At 50.0% G+C, this 17075-nt stretch carries 14 protein-coding genes; 9 read left to right on the top strand and 5 right to left on the bottom strand.

Annotated elements, in window-relative coordinates:
- Window positions 1–110: 110 nt before the first annotated feature.
- Window positions 111–452, bottom strand: coding sequence for a 4a-hydroxytetrahydrobiopterin dehydratase (locus tag ABT58_RS15185; protein ID WP_047875274.1), 342 nt, complete (start codon window positions 450–452; stop codon window positions 111–113).
- 18 nt (window positions 453–470) lie between these two features.
- Window positions 471–1337 carry a phenylalanine 4-monooxygenase gene (gene phhA / locus ABT58_RS15180; RefSeq protein WP_047875273.1) on the bottom strand — a complete coding sequence of 289 codons (867 nt, stop codon included), beginning with the start codon at window positions 1335–1337 and terminating at the stop codon, window positions 471–473.
- Window positions 1338–1734: 397 nt separating this feature from the next.
- Between phhA and ABT58_RS15175 the strand changes: the two genes are divergently transcribed.
- From ABT58_RS15175 to ABT58_RS15140, 8 genes are all read left to right on the top strand, one after another.
- Window positions 1735–2943 carry a homogentisate 1,2-dioxygenase gene (locus ABT58_RS15175; protein WP_047875272.1) on the top strand — a complete coding sequence of 403 codons (1209 nt, stop codon included), beginning with the start codon at window positions 1735–1737 and terminating at the stop codon, window positions 2941–2943.
- Between the two features lie 128 nt (window positions 2944–3071).
- On the top strand, window positions 3072–4097 hold the full coding sequence (locus tag ABT58_RS15170) for a fumarylacetoacetate hydrolase family protein (RefSeq protein WP_047875271.1): 1026 nt from the start codon (window positions 3072–3074) through the stop codon (window positions 4095–4097).
- A 43-nt stretch (window positions 4098–4140) separates the two neighbouring features.
- Entirely contained in the window at window positions 4141–4851 is a 711-nt protein-coding gene (maiA, locus tag ABT58_RS15165) for a maleylacetoacetate isomerase (protein WP_047875270.1), read from the top strand.
- Between the two features lie 12 nt (window positions 4852–4863).
- Complete coding sequence (locus ABT58_RS15160; protein WP_053063101.1) at window positions 4864–7044, top strand: acetoacetate--CoA ligase; 2181 nt, start codon at window positions 4864–4866, stop codon at window positions 7042–7044.
- Between the two features lie 168 nt (window positions 7045–7212).
- Window positions 7213–8199: a CobW family GTP-binding protein gene (locus tag ABT58_RS15155; RefSeq protein ID WP_047875269.1), complete on the top strand. Its 987-nt coding sequence runs from the start codon at window positions 7213–7215 to the stop codon at window positions 8197–8199.
- 210 nt (window positions 8200–8409) lie between these two features.
- A complete protein-coding gene (locus ABT58_RS15150; protein ID WP_047875268.1) occupies window positions 8410–9792 on the top strand; it encodes a TldD/PmbA family protein in 1383 nt (460 codons plus the stop codon).
- Complete coding sequence (locus ABT58_RS15145; protein ID WP_047875267.1) at window positions 9792–11135, top strand: TldD/PmbA family protein; 1344 nt, start codon at window positions 9792–9794, stop codon at window positions 11133–11135. Before ABT58_RS15150 ends, ABT58_RS15145 begins: the two co-directional genes overlap by 1 nt.
- A 531-nt stretch (window positions 11136–11666) precedes the next feature.
- Window positions 11667–11930 (top strand): Lpp/OprI family alanine-zipper lipoprotein, encoded by a 264-nt coding sequence (locus ABT58_RS15140; RefSeq protein ID WP_047875266.1) that lies wholly within the window; start codon window positions 11667–11669, stop codon window positions 11928–11930.
- 173 nt (window positions 11931–12103) lie between these two features.
- On the opposite strand, the gene ABT58_RS15135 is transcribed toward ABT58_RS15140, so the two are convergent.
- Entirely contained in the window at window positions 12104–12352 is a 249-nt protein-coding gene (locus ABT58_RS15135) for a hypothetical protein (RefSeq protein WP_047875265.1), read from the bottom strand.
- 387 nt (window positions 12353–12739) lie between these two features.
- Between ABT58_RS15135 and ABT58_RS15130 the strand changes: the two genes are divergently transcribed.
- Complete coding sequence (locus ABT58_RS15130) at window positions 12740–13756, top strand: Preprotein translocase subunit SecY (RefSeq protein WP_205625323.1); 1017 nt, start codon at window positions 12740–12742, stop codon at window positions 13754–13756.
- Between the two features lie 176 nt (window positions 13757–13932).
- Here the strand turns inward: ABT58_RS15130 and ABT58_RS15125 are convergent, their stop codons facing one another.
- Both ABT58_RS15125 and ABT58_RS15120 read right to left on the bottom strand, forming a co-directional pair.
- Complete coding sequence (locus ABT58_RS15125; RefSeq protein WP_047875263.1) at window positions 13933–16185, bottom strand: peptidase U32 family protein; 2253 nt, start codon at window positions 16183–16185, stop codon at window positions 13933–13935.
- A 258-nt stretch (window positions 16186–16443) separates the two neighbouring features.
- Window positions 16444–16818, bottom strand: a complete 375-nt coding sequence (locus tag ABT58_RS15120) for a hypothetical protein (protein ID WP_047875390.1) — start codon at window positions 16816–16818, stop codon at window positions 16444–16446.
- Window positions 16819–17075 lie beyond the last annotated feature (257 nt).

The raw sequence follows: 17075 nt of genomic DNA, 5'->3' as shown, positions 1-17075 counted from the left end.
ACAAAATAGTACCAATGGTCAGAATAAAAAACACCATTCATAATTATCCCCATAAAAAACGTGCTATGGCATGACACTCACAGCACGTTCAATGTAGATTGGCACCTTTACTATTCCGCCAACAGCGCATCCGTTTTCGCCGCACAGATGAAATCATTTTTATGCAGCCCTTTGGCAGAGTGACTCCACCAACGCACTGTCACTTTTCCCCATTCCAGAGTGATTTCCGGGTGATGGCCCTCGGCTTCTGCCAATGCGGCAACTTTATCCGTTAACGCCCACGCCAGTTTGAAGTTTTTAAACGCAAAGCACCGTTCTAATTGTGCAATGCCTTCGCGCTCGATCACCGTCCAATCAGACAATTCAGCCATTAACGCGTTACGCTCTGCTTCTGTGACGGTAGGCGCACCGCTGTGGCATGCCTCGCAGCGCAGTTCATTCAAGGCGGTCATAGAAACTCTCCTTTTTAATTATGACGTTATTACCGGTTGCGATGACTTAACTTTAGGCGCAAATAACGGGGTGTGCAGGCCTTTTGCTTTGGCTTCCTGCACCAAGGCCATGACATCGGTATGTGCCAAATCATAGAGTTGCTGAATATCATCCAGAACAAAATAGACCGGTTGCATGATATCAATACGATATGGCGTGCGCATCACATCCACCGGTTCAAACGGTTTGTGCAAGGGCACCGGGCCATCACTCTCCTGCGTTCGCAGCGCGTATTGGGTTTCCCCCGGTGAAGACAGGATCCCCCCACCATAAATGCGGGTGGCTTTACGTTCATTTGGCTGAGCTTCTTTCAATGAGTCTTCTTTGTCCAAGGCTTCTTTTAATAAGCCGAACTCCACCGTAAACCAATACAAACGGGCGAGATAAACGCGATCTTCATGGCTGGCATTGAGCCCTAATCGGCCATACATGTGGGTAAACTGGGCAAAAGCGGGATTGGTCAGCATGGCGCAATGACCGAAGATTTCATGGAAAAAGTCCGGCTCTTGCAGGTAATCAAACTCTTCACGCGTCCGTAAAAACGTGGCCACCGGAAACTGCTGTTCAGCCAGCAGTGAAAAGAACCGATCAAAATTAATCAACGCCGGAACAGGCGCACATTGCCAACCGGTCGTCGCCAGCAATACACGGTTAATATCACCTAACTGCGGCACACGATCTGTCGGTAAATCGAGTAAATCCAACCCGTCCAAATAAGCCTGACAGGCTCGCCCCGGCAAACAGGCTTGCTGGCGCGCTACCAGATCATGCCAAACATGGTGTTCCTCATCACTCCAATGAACGATCCCTTGCGGGTCCGGCTTTTTTGATACGTATTGCGTCATACTGTCCCCCTAGAAGCTAACAGATAGATGCTCAACAGAATTGACACGCATTGTCTTGCGTCTGCCTCCCCCTGGCCCGTCATATTGACGTTCAGCATGCGTTTTCATGCTGCATTTTCCTCTCACATACTTTCAGCGTAGGTATGGATAAGGCACTCAATAAAGTCCCTCTCAACAATGAGCCTCGCTCAAGGTGTAAGCAAAATGTTACAACCCACATTCACAGCAGGCACTGACACATGAGGCGGTTAGCCTTGCCACTTCGCTGACTGTCAACCAAACACAACAAGTGGTTAGGGACGATTTATTGCTGTATTGCCCAGCATGAGCCAGAGTTAAATTAATCCTGTTTTCTATCAATAACCCACTTTGTGTCACATCGGCCAAGGAGGACGTCATGCCACAGTGGTTTCAGTTCCCCATTACCGAAGGACAAGCGTCCCGTCAGGCGCACTGCGACTTGCCTGAAGGCACCTACGAGCGCGAATGCGGCAAAGAAGGTTTCTTTGGCCCCGCCAGTCACATGTATCACCGTCATCCACCCACGGGTTGGATCGCCTGGGAAGGGCCATTGCGCCCTCGCGCCATCGACACCAATAAACTGGATGCGGCCGTCGACTCCCCCTGGCAAGCGCCTTTGGTACTGTTTAATGATCAACTCAAACTGCGAGTCTGGCACTGTTCACAAGCCATGACTCAGCTAGCCCGTAACGGTGATGGTGACGAGGCGCTGTTTGTGCATCACGGCAGCGGCGATCTGTTTTGTGACTACGGCCATTTACCGCTTGAAGAAGGCGATTATGTGATTCTGCCCCGAGCGACCAGCTGGCGCATTGAACCACACAGTCCAATGCGTTTGCTGATGATTGAAGCAACTCACAGCAGTTATCAGATGGCTGATCGCGGGCTGATTGGCCAACATGCCATTTATGATCCCGCCATGCTTGAACATGCCAAAATCAATGACCGCTTTCTTGACCAGCAACAACAGACACATGCGCCCAACGGTCAACCTTGGCAGGTACAGTTGAAGGCTCGTAATCAGCTCAATATTCTGACCTACCCTTACAATCCGCTCGATGCACAAGGCTGGAAAGGCAACCTGACCGCCTTCAAACTCAACTGGCGGGCCATTCGCCCCATCATGAGTCATCGCTACCATGTGCCCCCCTCTGCCCATACTACCTTTGTCGCCGAGGGTTTTGTGATTTGTACCTTTGTGCCGCGTCCGATTGAAACCGATCCCGGCGCATTAAAAGTGCCGTTCTTTCATAACAATGATGATTATGACGAAGTCCTGTTTTACCACCGGGGCAACTTCTTCAGCCGCGACAACATTGAAGCAGGCATGATCACACATCACCCCTGCGGTTTTTCTCACGGCCCACACCCGAAGGCACTCGCAGCCAGCCTAGCGGCGAATAACGCCGCACTGGATAAAGCCGAGGGCGATAAAACAGAAGGTGATGAAACACAGACAGCGAAAAAAGAGACCGATGAGGTGGCCGTTATGATAGATGCCCGTTACCCGCTGGAAGTGGCGGAATTACCCGACGGCGTCGAGAACACCGACTATGTTTATTCATGGTTAGAACGCCCTGACTAGCGCAGCACAGAGTAGATATCACCAGATTGCATCGCATTAGCGCACTCAAACCGTGAACATCCAGATGAACATCGACATGAACATCTCACCGACCCTGATCGTCATCACGTCATGACAAGGAGATTCCCGTGAAATTAGCCTCTCTCAACCAAGGCCGTGATGGGCAACTGATCGTCGTATCTCGCGATTTACGGCTTGCCGTCTATGCCCATGACATTGCCCCGACCCTGCAATTTGCCCTCGACAACTGGTCGTTAGTTGAAGCGCCCTTGCATCGTTTATACCAACAACTCAATGACGGCATGGTCACGCTGACCTTTCCGTTCAACCCCAACCTGTGCAGCTCTCCCCTGCCTCGCGCTTACCAATGGGCAGATGGCAGTGCCTATGTCAATCACGTGGAACTGGTCCGCAAAGCCCGTGGCGCAGAAATGCCAGAGAGCTTTTGGACCGACCCGCTGATTTATCAAGGCATGTCGGATCGCTTTTATGCCCCCACCAGCGACATTCCCATGGCTGATGAAAGCTGGGGCATCGACTTTGAAGGGGAAATTGCCGTCATCACCGATGATGTGCCAATGGGGATCCGCACAGAAGAAGTGCACGGCCACATCAAGCTACTGATGCTGGTGAATGATGTGTCGCTGCGCCAATTAATTCCGTCAGAACTGGCGAAGGGCTTTGGCTTTTTCCAATCCAAACCATCTACCGCGTTTTCACCGGTGGCCGTCACGCCCGATGAATTGGGAGAACACTGGCACGACTACAAAGTCCACCACCGTTTACAGGTGACACTGAATAACGAACTGTTCGGTCAGCCCCATGCCGGTACCGACATGACATTCAACTTTGCCGAATTGATCCAGCACGCCGCGAAAAGCCGTGCCTTGAGCGCAGGCAGTATCATTGGTTCAGGCACGGTATCGAATAGAGATCGCAGCCAAGGCTCTTGCTGTATCGCAGAACGACGGATGCTGGAAACGCTGGAATATGGAGAGCCACGCACGCCGTTCATGGCCTTTGGGGATACCGTACGTATCGACATGACCGATGATCAGGGCCAGTCCATTTTTGGGGCCATAGAGCAAACGGTGACTCACTACACCCACGAATACAACGCGGAGGATTTGAATCATCACGATCCGCACCGTTAACGATACATTGGGGATACCACAGCATAATAAGAGGATGGGAATAATGAAGCTGTACGACTATTACCGCTCTTCAGCGGCGTACCGGGTCAGGATCGCCCTGAACATCAAGCAGGCGCACTACCAGTCAGAGACCATTTCGCTGCTGGATAATGACCAAAATGCCGCAGCCTACAGTGCCATTAATCCCCATCGCCTTGTGCCTGGTTTCTCGCCCGATCTATCCAGTAACGAGACGAGTGGCGAAACCTGTGATGAAACGCATAACGAAGTCAATAACACAACCAGCGGCGTACTGGGTCAGTCACTGGCAATCATTGAGTATTTGGATGAGCGTTACCCAGAGCCGCCTTTGCTGCCTCATGATCTGTGGCAAAAAGCCCGCTGCCGAGAAATGGCGTTAACGGTGGCCTGTGATATTCACCCGTTGAATAATCTACGGGTATTGAACTACCTCAATACAGAGCTGGGCGTACAGCAGAACGAAAAAATGATTTGGTATCACCACTGGTTAGCACGCGGCTTTCAGACGTTGGAGGCCTTGGTGTCCAGAGAACATGCCTCTCGACAACATCAGCCTTTTTGCTGTGGTGATACCCCGACCATGGCCGACTTGTGCCTGATCCCGCAACTGTATAACGCTAAGCGTTTTGGTTTTGATACTCGCCCATACCATCATCTTGTGGAAATAGAACAGCGCTGCTTAGCCTTACCGGCATTCATTGCCGCCCACCCGGATAACGTCAGCGACAGCTAACAAGGAGGCATGATGACGGCACACAACGACTCAACGCCACCCTCTGCGACACACCCAGCGACACTCTCACCGACAATCCTGTGGACACCGTCACCAGAGCGGGTACAAACCAGTTTGCTCAAACGCTTTATGCATCACCTCGAAAGCTGCGAGCACGGCACTTATTCCGCCCATGGTCCCTTTGCTAACTATGCAGCGCTACACCGTTGGAGTATCGAAAACAGCCCGCTGTTTTGGGATACCTTATGGGATTTCTGTGATGTCATTGGCGCGAAAAAACCGCCCGTCACCTACTGCGATCCAAGCAGCACCACACCGGCCAAAGATACCCAATGGTTTCCCCATGCCAAACTCAACTATGCCGAGAACTTGCTGACACATTGGCAACAGCATGCTGATCGTCCAGCCCTTACCGCTTACCGTGAAGGTCAAACCGATAACCCGGACATCATGACCTGGCAGACGTTGTATCAGCACACCGCACAACTGGCCCAATACCTCCACCACGCCGGCGTCGGTAAAGGGGATGTGGTGGCGGGCTATCTGCCCAATATTCCCCACACCGTCATCGCCATGCTGGCCACCAGTGCACTTGGCGCGATATGGACATCCACTTCCCCCGATTTCGGGGTCGACAGCGTAGTCGAACGCTTCGGACAAACCGCCCCCAAAGTGTTGTTCTTTGCCGATGGCTACACCTTTAATGGCCAACCCCATCACTTGCATGACAAAGTCGCCGCCATAATTGAACAACTGCCGACGCTCACCCATTGCGTGTCGGTGTCTTATCTCAAGTTTGATGCGGATAAGGCCGAATCGAAAGGCACATCGTCATTCACCGTCACCCACAATCCAACGCTTTCCATCCAACACTGGGAAGGGATTATCCATCACGATCATGCCCCGATCATTGAATTGGGTTTCACGCCCGTCCCTTTCAATCATCCCCTGTGTATTTTGTATTCCTCCGGCACCACCGGTAAACCAAAATGCATCGTGCATACTGTGGGCGGCACCCTGCTCAACCACTTAAAAGAACACCAACTCCACAGTGACATTCACCCCGGCGATACCCTGTTTTACTACACGACCTGTGGCTGGATGATGTGGAATTGGCTGATCTCCGGACTCGCCTCTGGCGCTAGCTTGGTGTTGTATGACGGCTCCCCGTTTTATCCCAACGGTCAGATACTGTGGGATATCGCAGAGCAAGCCAGTATCACGCAGTTAGGCGTCTCGGCAAAATATCTCGAAGCCCTAGAAAAACAAGCGGTACACCCTAAACACACTCACGCACTGCCTTCACTCAGAACGCTATTCTCCACCGGCTCCGTACTGGCACCGGAGCAGTTTGATTTTGTCTATCAGCATATTCACGGAAATATTCAACTGGCCTCTATTTCGGGCGGAACGGACATCTGTGGCTGTTTTGCGCTCGGCAATCCACTCAGTCCGGTGTATCGGGGGGAATGCCAGGGACGCGCATTAGCGATGGATGTGCAGGTATTTTCATCACAAGGTAAGCCCGTCGAGGAAACACAAGGCGAACTGGTGTGTACCAACAGCTTCCCCAATCAACCGTGGGGATTTTGGCAAGATCCGGATGGCCGTCGTTATCATCACGCCTATTGGGAAACCTTCCCCAATGTGTGGCATCACGGTGACTATGTGTCGCTGCAGCCCAGCGGCGGCATGGTGTTTTACGGACGCTCTGATGCCGTATTAAACCCCGGCGGTGTGCGTATTGGCACAGCAGAAATCTACCGGCAAGTGAACCGTTTTGAAGAAATTGTCGACGCGGTGGTGATCAGTCAGGATATGCCTGCACTGCCTGTAAAAACTCAGCCTGGCGATGATCTGTCTAACAAGACCCAGTCTAACGCTACCGAGTGCGAACAATCCGCAAAAAGCCACGATGTCCGCGTGGTGCTGTTTGTGCAGTTAACCCAAGATGCGGAATTGGACGATGCCCTGAAAGCGCAGATCAGCCAGCGGATTCGTGAACAATGTTCGCCCCGCCATGTGCCTGCGGTGATTGTGGCCGTGAACGACATACCCCGTACCCGTTCAGGCAAACTGGTGGAACTGGCGGTACGGCAAGTGGTGCACCATCAACCGGTGAACAATGTCGGCGCACTGGCAAATCCAGCCTCATTGGATGAGTTTAAAGATCGCCCTGAGTTAGCACTGTGATCGGTCATTCACCGAGATCTAACGTGTTTTGCGTGAATGTAGCGGCGTAATTGTTGATTTTACCAACACTTAACGAATCACACCCATAACTGTCAGGCACGGGATTCACGCATCAAGACCATGAATGATATGATGAGGACAATTAATCAGGATGAAAGTAACGAGTCTATGAAGCGCATACCAACCAATATCATTACCGGCTTCCTTGGTGCGGGTAAAACCACGGCCATTTTGTCTCTGCTGGCACGTAAGCCAGAAAATGAAAAATGGGCGATTCTTATCAACGAGTTCGGCAACGTCGGTGTTGATGGTGCCATCCTTGATCAACAAGGTGCCATTGTGAAAGAAGTGCCGGGCGGCTGCATGTGTTGTGTGGCCGGTCTGCCAATGTCGGTAGGTATCAATGCCTTGCTGGCACAAAAGCCAGATCGCCTGCTGCTAGAGCCTACTGGCTTGGGTCACCCGAAAGAGATCATCAACAAACTGACCTCTGACACCTATCAGCAATACATCGATTTGAAAGCGACGATCACACTGGTGGATCCTCGCCACTTCTCTGACACCCTGTACACCGATAACCAAAACTTCCAAGATCAAATCGCACTGGCCGATGTGGTTGTGGCCAACAAGGTGGATGAATGTGTGGATTACGATCTGTTCGCGTTTGAAACCTACGTTGAGCAAATCGAACCGAAAAAAGCGGTCGTGGGTCAGGTTGAGCAAGGTAAATTGCAACTGGAATGGCTGGAAGTCGAGCGTTTAGCCCGTCATGCCGCACACAGTCATGACCATCACCACGCGCACAATGAAGAAGCCGCTCCCCTACCGGGCTTTGAATTGGCACCGGGTCAAACGTTCGTGCGTAAAGAAAACAGCGGTCAGGGCTATCGCAGCTGTGGTTGGTTCTTTGCGGCCGAGCAAATCTTCGATTTTTCACAACTTTTCTCACTACTGACTAATCTTAATGCACAGCGTGTGAAAGCCGTCGTGAACACCGAACGCGGTTGTTTTGCCTTCAACGTTGTGAACCAAGTGGTATCGGTCAATGAGTTGTCATTGGAAGGCTTTGAATCGCGCATTGAGGTGATCAACAAAGAACTGCTGCCATGGGATGAGCTTGAGCAGATCCTGTGTGCCATGGCGAGTGAAAAGTAACCCATTTTCACCCGTAACAAGCACGTTTCACCATAAAAATTCGCAAATATTGAAACATTCTGGTTACATATCACTTCAAAGCTGATTGTAATGAAATGACTAATCAGATATTTGCTTTTCATTCAGGTCATCGTCATGACAACGCACGATGACCTGATTGATCATTTCCAGCCAGAGGTAACTCCAGCTGACAAGACGCAAGGAGCAACTATGCTAAACCCTGCAACCGCCAAAGCGGTTATTGATCATGCACTGTTTCTCGGTGCGGATTTTGCCGAACTGTTCGTCGAACACCATCAATCCAGCTCTGTTGAGCTGATCTCCAACGAAATTGATAAAGTCAACTCCGGTATTGATTTCGGTATCGGTGTTCGCCTGTTTTTCGGCCACAAAGTGCTGTACGGCTACACCAACAGCACCGATGAAGAAGAGCTGAAACGCGTTACCAGCCTGCTGGCCGCCAAAGACAAGCGCGACCAGATCGCCAATGCGGGCGCAATGAATCTCAGCCGTTTCGCGAACAAGCACCAATGCTTACAGCCATTGAGCCAAGATGGCCACCTTGCCGCGAAAATCGACTTCCTACGCCACTGCAACACCGCTGCACGCAGTGAAGATGAAAAAATCAACCAGTTCATCGGCCGTATTCTGCAGCGTGAACAGCAAGTCGAGATCTTCAACTCGACCGGCCTGCACATTGGCGATACCCGCCACTATACCCGTATTGCCGCCACCGCCATTGCCCAAAACGGCAGCGAGCAATCCACCGGTTTTGAAGCCCCGGGCGCATTAACAGGCTGGGAGTTTAATTCCCGTGTCGATGCCAAAGAACTGGGCCACACCGTGGCGAAACAAGCCATGGTAAAACTGTTTGCAAGCAACTGCCCGTCAGGCGAAATGCCGGTGATCATCGGCAACGGTTTCGGTGGGGTAATTTTCCACGAAGCCTGTGGTCACCTGCTAGAAACGACCTCTGTGGCGAAGAAAGCCTCTGTCTTCCATGACAAGATGGGTGAAATGATTGCCCACCCTGCTGTCAGCGCCGTGGACGATGGCACTATGACCAACGAATGGGGCTCTATCAACATCGATGATGAAGGCATGGAAACCCAGCGCACTCAGCTGATCAAAGACGGTAAGCTCACCAGCTTTATGGTTGACCAAATGGGCTCACGTAAAACGGGTTATGCGCCAACCGGCTCTGGCCGTCGTGAATCCTACAAATTTGCCCCTACCTCGCGCATGCGTAATACCTTCATTGAAGCGGGCGACAGCTCACTGGAAGAGATGCTCAGCACCGTAGAACGCGGCATTTACGCCAAGAAAATGGGCGGCGGCTCGGTACAACCGGGCACCGGTGAGTTTAACTTCGCGGTACAAGAAGCCTACTTGATTGAAAATGGCAAAATTACGCAGCCACTGAAATCTGCCACTCTGATCAGTACCGGTCCGAAAGTGTTGAAAGAAATTTCCATGGTCGGCCGTGACTTTGCACTGGCGGCGGGTATGTGTGGCTCTGTCAGCGGATCGGTACCGACCACCGTGGGTCAGCCAGCACTGAAAGTGGACAACATTCTTGTAGGGGGTAACTAATGGCCGATCAACAACAACTGCAAGCTGCTATTGATCAGGTGCTGGATCGCGTAAAAGCGGCCGGTGCTGACGCGGATGTGATTGCCAGTGGCAGCAATAATTTCTCGCTAAAAGCCAATGCTGGTGAACTGGATGAGTACAAAGTCACCTCGGGTCAAGTGATCGGCGTGCGTATCGTCAAAGATCAGCGCGTTGCCACCAGCTACTCCGAATCCTTAGAGCCAGCCAGTCTGGATTTAATGGTAGAACAAGCCTTGGTGAATGCCTCTTTCACCCAGCAGGATCCACACCAGCAAATCAACTGTGCTGACAGCACACTGACTACGCAAAACCCGGAAATCTATCAAGCTGATACCGCCTCCGTGGATGACAAAATTGCATTAGCGCTGGCGCTGGAAAGCGGTGTTGTCGCGCTGCCAAATGCGACCTCCTCGCCGTACAACGGGTTTGGTGAGTCTGACAGCCAAGTGATTTTGGCTAACACACTGGGTACCCGTTGCTACCATCAGGAACGTTCTACCTACTGTTACGCGTACACCCTGTATGAGAAAGACGGTAAGCAGGCGATGCATGGCGGTATGTCAACCGGTCGTCGTTTTGATGAACTGGATGCCAACTACTGTATCCACCATGGTTATGACATGGCACAAGCCCTACTAGAGGGTGAGCCGATTGCGACAGGCAGTTACAGTGTCATTTTTGAACTTGATTGCCTAAACAGCTTGCTGGGCGCATTTGGTATGTGTTTCTCTGGCCAGTCAGCGATGAAAGGCATTAACCCGTGGCGTGACAAGCTCAATGACATCGTGGCGAGCCCATTACTGACGGTGTCTGACATTGCTTACGTGGAAGGCGGTTCATCCATCAAGGCGTTTGACAGTGAAGGCTATGCTACCCGCGACACCATTCTGATTGGTGAAGGTCAGCTACAAAGCCTGCTGCACAACAGCCATACTGCCAGCTTCTTTGGTATCGAGAACACAGCCAATGGCTCACGCTCTGCCAAAGGTGGCTTAGGTGTGGCGGGTCGCCATACGGTGATTGCGGCGGGCACCAGCTCTCATGCAGAAGCAACGACAGGTGAATATCTGGAGTTAGTGGAACTGCAAGGGGTACATTCCGGGGCAGATGCGGTCAGCGGTGACTTCTCATTTGGTGCCAGCGGTTTCCTTTGCCGTGATGGTAAACGCGTACAAGCGGTACGTGGTATTACAGTGGCCGGTAACTTCTATCAAATGATCAAAGCTATTGATGCCGTGGGTGATACGTTGCAACGTGACCACTCTCGTGACTTCTTTGCGCCTATTATTCGCTTTAACAAGCTAAATATTGCAGGCAAATAAGTCTTAGCCAAAGCGTATATTTCATAAAAGACGGGAAATTCTCCCGTCTTTTTTATTTTCCATACGCTTAAATATGCAAACTATTATTCCTAAAAAATCTATCATCTACCCTATCACTGTTGCTGTTTCTTATATTAACAGCGCCACGCTATCCGCATGCCATCGCTAATCGCTTTCATCACTTTCTCTCAATAAAGATAAAATCCAGCTGCTACAAATCGAACAATAAATGTCACACCTCATCAAAAAATAAGCATACGTTATTGTTATTTGGTATTTTTTATGTTTTCTTGATAATTTCATGACATAAGGAATGCATCATGCTCAACAACGAAGACAGCGCGGGTATCATCGCTTCGCTGGCTGACATTGAATAGAATTAGCAACAAAGTTTTGCCGTGAATAATGATTCAGGCGAACCAAAGCATGAAAAAAAATTTTGACTTCAGTGTCTAGATTATTGTTACAATACAAACGTTTTGAACAATGATGAATTATTCAAAAATAACAAAACCCACAATGGAGAAAACCATGAAACGTTCTATTGCACTTGCTACTGGTCTTATTCTAAGCACAACACTAATGGGTTGTTCAAGCACAGAACAAGCTGAGCAAATGACACAGCTTTCAAACAAAATCGACACGCTTTCTGAGCAAGTTTCTACTCTACAAACTCAGCAAGACGCAATGGCTGGCGCTGTAAACGACGCACTAACTGCATCTGACGCTGCTTACCAAGAAGCAATGCGTGCAAACCAGCGCATCGACAACGTTGCTCACTCTTACAAGAAGTAATTCTTGTAGCGTGTACGCACGTCATGTCACGGAAGCAGGCTGAAAAACGATAGCCTATTGGCCTTCGTCTTCTCAGGTGTCACCGTGTAAAAAGAGTGGCCGTGTTTTCTCAAGCACGACCACTTTTTTCTTTTTCGGTATCGCAAACATTGCCATTACCCCAGTGTGCGGCATCAGCGAATCGCAATATCCGGGTCCACTTCCCCGTAGGTGTTATTGCTGGCTTTCCCCAACGCAGGTTCAAGGTAATCACGTACCGCATCCAATGACGCACTTTCCCACATGCATTGACACAAGGTTTCCCGCTCTACAACCATCGCCGTGTGCAGACGGATCCCGTGCGGAGGATGGGTAAACACCCCGCTGGCCTGATGCCAGAACGCTTCAGGGTCAAGAATTTCATGTTCGGTGATCACATACATCGCTCTCCCTCCCGTGATATTCACAACATACATTCAGCATACTGGCTTACCGCGCCAAAAGGAAATTTACAACTCAGCAACACTGCATACCTCACACCGATTTGTCATATTTCTAGCACGAAAACTGCGTTTGACAAAAATCCATCGACCACTATTTCAACAGTTATGCAAACACTGTGTAAAGATTCAGCGTTAAAACAGAAAAAGCCTTATTTTATAAGGGTTCGAGGCCTATTTTACGGTATCCTTAGCCACCTTTTTTTTGCTTAGTGGTCTGCGTATTTGGGCGACCGGTGAGCGTAACCTGGGCAACGCTGTTTGTTGCAATAATTTTATATGCTTTACGACGACAACCTACCAATCCGATACCCCAAGGGTAAATTTGCGATGTGCACCGTGTACAGTTTCACGGGTGCATCGATTCTTGCTTCCATCATCTTTTCACTATTGCTGTTTTTGTCTATCGACGAAGATCCGGTTATGCAGATCTTGTTCGGTGGTCTGGCGATCATTTTTGAGCTGGGTAAATTCTTTGCCTGGTATGAATTTGGGGAACGCCGTGCTCGCCGTAACTACACCGGTGCCATTTCTGCGTTTGCTTTCTATGCAGTATTGGCAGCTATCTCGATTGGTGGCTCGGTTGGTGGTATCAACAGTGCAACAAACCAAGCGCAAAGCCATGTGAATGTGCAGCAGAGCAAGATCAACAGCTACAACATGCAAATTGCAGCGATTGATAACCAAATTGCCCTGAACAATGAAGCCGCTGAAAAATACATTCAGATGGAACGTATCGCAACGGGTGTGACGCGTATTCAGCGTGAGAACGACAAACTGCGTCAGCAGCAACTAGACCTTGCCGCAGAACGTGACAGCTTGCCGGTAGTCAGCCAAGGCTCTGTGATTGGCCTGATTGACAGCCTGGCGAAATCGATGAATGTGGAGACCCAAACCGCGCAGCTTGGCTTGGTGGTCTTCCTGTCTGTGCTATTGGACTTCTTCGCCGCTTTCTTCGTGGGTTTGATCGGTGAAGAACTGCGTTTCCGTAACCAATTCCGCCGTATGCACCCGTTTACGATTGATGCGTACACCACTGAAGCGAAACAACCAGAACTGCTGACACACACGTCATCGCAGCCAACCACACACTACGAAACCCATGTAGAAGATGTGACACCAGAACCGGAGCCGGAGCCGGAGCCAGAAGCACCGAAGAGCCTGTATGAACAAGCCATCGATGCTCTGAGCGCCAATCAGGTGAACTGTACTAAACGTGCTGTAACCCGTTACCTGAAAGTCAGCAGCGAAGAAGTCGACGAGCTATTCAGCCGCTTTATGGAAGAAGGCATCGTAAGCAAGAAGCCTAACAACCACTACCAGTGGCATGGTGTAGCGGCGAAATAAACCACGCACCCTACTCCACTTCTGCTGAAGCCTTCTTCTGGATCAAAAAAGCCCAAGTCGTGTTATGCGACTTGGGCTTTTTTATAAACAAAATAGGTACGAGATCCTGGAACCGAGATCCTAGAAACTCGCTCTAGGAACTAGGTGCTAAATTCTAGAATCTCGTTTCTAGAATCTTATAAGCCTTTCTTGTACTGCGTCTTGGTCGATGGTGAAATCAACGCATGCAACGGCTTACCGTCTTGCTGGGCGATCTGCTGGGTAAACGCTGCAATCACCCCCGCTTTGCTGTCTTTCACCTGCGTATCGGTTTTGATGTTACGCAAATCAATCATTAGGCCGTTAAACGCCAGTGGCAGATCTGCCATCACATCCGTATTCAGGTAATGCGTCTGGCTGTACATGGCATTGTGATCGCCACGTTGCTTATCCACCACGAACCCTTCCCCTTTCAGGCTAAGGATCGATGCCGTTTTATCACACTTGCGCAGACACTTATCATCAAAACGCTTCTTCTTACACCCTACGGTTTGGTGGAAGAAACACTGACGACTGGTCATCAGCATAATCGGATGATAAACACTGTAATGCAGTTCAAAATCCGCCGGTTTAACGATCTGCTTCACCTGCGTGCGGTTGATTTCATTTGAAATGAACGCGCCTTTACAACCAAACTCTTCTTTCAGACACAATAGACTGTAAGAGTTGGTGATATTCATGTGCGGGCCAGCAATCCAATCCATGCCCAACTCGTGTGCCGCAAAGCCCATACCGAAGTTGTTGGTCACAATACGCGCCGGTTTTACCGTTTCCAGGAAGGTCACGGCCGCTTTGTAGTGATCGCCAATCAAAATCGCCGGGAACCATGGGATCAAATGCGGATTAGCGGCAAACAGATCCTGCATCGCCGTCAGGTTCATCGCCATGGCTTCTGGCATCTGGTAGTACAAGGTCGCATCCGATTCTGTCGTCAACGCCACATCGTCGACAGAGGAAATCAGCACGCTCAGCGACGGTGTGTTTTGCTCACTCGCGGTTTCTGTCTCAGCATCTGCAGCAAAGGTCGGCAAGGTTACCGGTGCCACCAGCGCTTTGCCCCCGTTCAATGCGATAGCAATCTGCTCACGCATCTCTGTCTGCTCTTTATATGGCATGTACAGGCTTTCATCGACACCGGTTACATCCACCTCAGCAATGGCGTATTCACAGTTAGCAAAGCCTGCTACCCACTTTTGTACGGCATCATGAGACAGTGTTGGGCGGTGACTCTGTACCAATGCCACATCGGAGGTCAGCGTCATATCACACCCTTCACCGATAATGGTGACGGTCAACGGCTGACCCTCGACAGCAGTAACGGTGACAGACAGCGGCAACTTCGCAATACTCAGATCGTGCGTTCTGGTTTCCACGGTCTGAATGATGTTGGTCTTGTCGTCATACAGTTTCTTCTTCACCCCTTGCAGCGCTTCTGGAGTGGTACAGCTGTAGATTTCAGAGAAGTGATTGACGGCGTTATCTCGTGGGTTATCAATAAACATGCCTTTATTGATTTCACCGGTCAGGTACGCATTGGAAAAATCACGGTTAAACACCGTGTACAGTTCTGTGGTATCAGTCAGCAGGGCTTCATTATTGCAGTAACGGTCAATCTGCTGGCGCCAGTTATCCACCACGGTATATACGTAATGTGATTTCTTGATACGCCCTTCCACCTTCAGCGAGTACACACCGGCATCGGCCAGTGCAGCCATATCACCAAAGGCGGAGTTATCTTTCATGTTCAGCGGGTGTTCGGTACCGGTGTCTGTCACTTGGTACTTATCACGACATGGCTGGCTACAACGGCCACGGTTGCCCGAGTTACCATTGCGCACCGAACTCATGTAACACAAGCCCGAGAAGCCGATACAGTAAGAGCCGTGAACAAACACTTCCATCAATACGTTATGTTGATGACCAAACTGTGCCAAATCCTTAATTTCACGGATGTTCAATTCACGGGACAAGTTCACACGTGACGCGCCCAGTTGGCCCATGAAACGGATTTGTCCTTCGTTATGGGTATTCACCTGCGTTGAAGCATGCACATCCAAGGTTGGGAAGTGTTTTTTAAGGATATAGAACAAGCCCAAGTCTTGCAGGATCACCCCGTCAATCTTGGTGTTCACCAACTGATTCAGCAGTGCAATCACCGCTGGGATCTCACGCTCAAGAATGATCACATTCAGGGTGAGGAAAATTTTACAGTCGTATTGATGGGCCAGACGCACAATGCCATTGAGATCATCAAACGTCAGGTTAGTGGCACGGTTACGCGCATTGAAGTGATCCAACCCGCAGTAAATCGCATCCGCACCGGCGACAATCGCCGCTTTGATGGATTCAATGTCACCACCCGGTGCCAATAGCTCAAATTGTTTCTTCATTACGACATTACCTACTTGCCAACCACTATCTCGAAGGGGGCGTATTCTACGTGTTTCACGCGGAAAATACCATTAACGGACTGGGGGTTAATCACAGCAGTTGGCGAGTTGGCGAGTTGGCGAGTTGGCGAGTTGGCGAGTTGGCGAGTTGGCGAGTTGGCGAGTTGGCGAGAAATGGTAGGAATAATATATATGGCGTCAAGTAAAACGAAACAGGGAGCCATTTGCTCCCTGTCGTTATCTCAAACATGCATGGCGTTATGAATGGGCAGTGCCAATCACAGGAATCGAATCAGATGACACTTCATCTTGTTCAGACTGCTCATGAATTTTTGCCAGTATCGCCGAAATCGGCACAATCGGCCCCATCATATTCACACGCAGAGGCGCACCCGCTGTCGCATAATGCAAGTCAGACGCTTCTGCGCTGGAGTAGTTGTATTTGTAGTTAAATTTATCCGTGGCCATATGCAGAAGATCAAAATCTTTGCGGTGGCACGAAATATACGCACGCCAGTACATGGCGTCCAACACTTCACTTGGCTTTTCTGCTCGAATAATGAAGCGCCAACTTCCTTCTTCACCGTAAAAATCGAGCGGAAATGTTCGTTGTCTTTTTCTTCTATTAAACAAGGTCACTCTGTCCACTTAACCAGCCAACCAATCAGGTGGGATTATGCAAAGATTGTCAGAGAATGGAAGAAAAGATCGACGAAAAATAATAATCCTGACATAACTGGTTATTTTTCATTTCATCCCTTCACCACCGCCCTTACTCTGCTGTCCATTTTTCACTTCATCTGTGTGTTTTTTAAGACACTTATCCATGAATGAAATGTGAATGAAATACACAAAACACACTCACATTCAGCCTGCCTTTTTACACGCCT

Origin of the sequence: Photobacterium aphoticum, from assembly GCF_001029435.1 — a bacterium.
Taxonomy (GTDB): Bacteria; Pseudomonadota; Gammaproteobacteria; order Enterobacterales; family Vibrionaceae; genus Photobacterium; species Photobacterium aphoticum.
Note: the sequence above shows the minus strand (reverse complement) of the source record. Positions and strands in the feature narration are given on the sequence as shown.

What these genes read in the sequence shown, in the direction of transcription:
- ABT58_RS15135 (WP_047875265.1), bottom strand. Translation starts at nt 12,352, where the DNA reads ATGTATGTGATCACCGAACATGAAATTCTTGACCCTGAAGCGTTCTGG.
- ABT58_RS15185 (WP_047875274.1), bottom strand. Translation starts at nt 452, where the DNA reads ATGACCGCCTTGAATGAACTGCGCTGCGAGGCATGCCACAGCGGTGCG.
- ABT58_RS15160 (WP_053063101.1), top strand. Translation starts at nt 4,864, where the DNA reads ATGACGGCACACAACGACTCAACGCCACCCTCTGCGACACACCCAGCG.
- ABT58_RS15130 (WP_205625323.1), top strand. Translation starts at nt 12,740, where the DNA reads ATGTGCACCGTGTACAGTTTCACGGGTGCATCGATTCTTGCTTCCATC.
- phhA (WP_047875273.1), bottom strand. Translation starts at nt 1,337, where the DNA reads ATGACGCAATACGTATCAAAAAAGCCGGACCCGCAAGGGATCGTTCAT.
- ABT58_RS15155 (WP_047875269.1), top strand. Translation starts at nt 7,213, where the DNA reads ATGAAGCGCATACCAACCAATATCATTACCGGCTTCCTTGGTGCGGGT.
- ABT58_RS15150 (WP_047875268.1), top strand. Translation starts at nt 8,410, where the DNA reads ATGCTAAACCCTGCAACCGCCAAAGCGGTTATTGATCATGCACTGTTT.
- ABT58_RS15175 (WP_047875272.1), top strand. Translation starts at nt 1,735, where the DNA reads ATGCCACAGTGGTTTCAGTTCCCCATTACCGAAGGACAAGCGTCCCGT.
- maiA (WP_047875270.1), top strand. Translation starts at nt 4,141, where the DNA reads ATGAAGCTGTACGACTATTACCGCTCTTCAGCGGCGTACCGGGTCAGG.
- ABT58_RS15125 (WP_047875263.1), bottom strand. Translation starts at nt 16,185, where the DNA reads ATGAAGAAACAATTTGAGCTATTGGCACCGGGTGGTGACATTGAATCC.
- ABT58_RS15140 (WP_047875266.1), top strand. Translation starts at nt 11,667, where the DNA reads ATGAAACGTTCTATTGCACTTGCTACTGGTCTTATTCTAAGCACAACA.
- ABT58_RS15145 (WP_047875267.1), top strand. Translation starts at nt 9,792, where the DNA reads ATGGCCGATCAACAACAACTGCAAGCTGCTATTGATCAGGTGCTGGAT.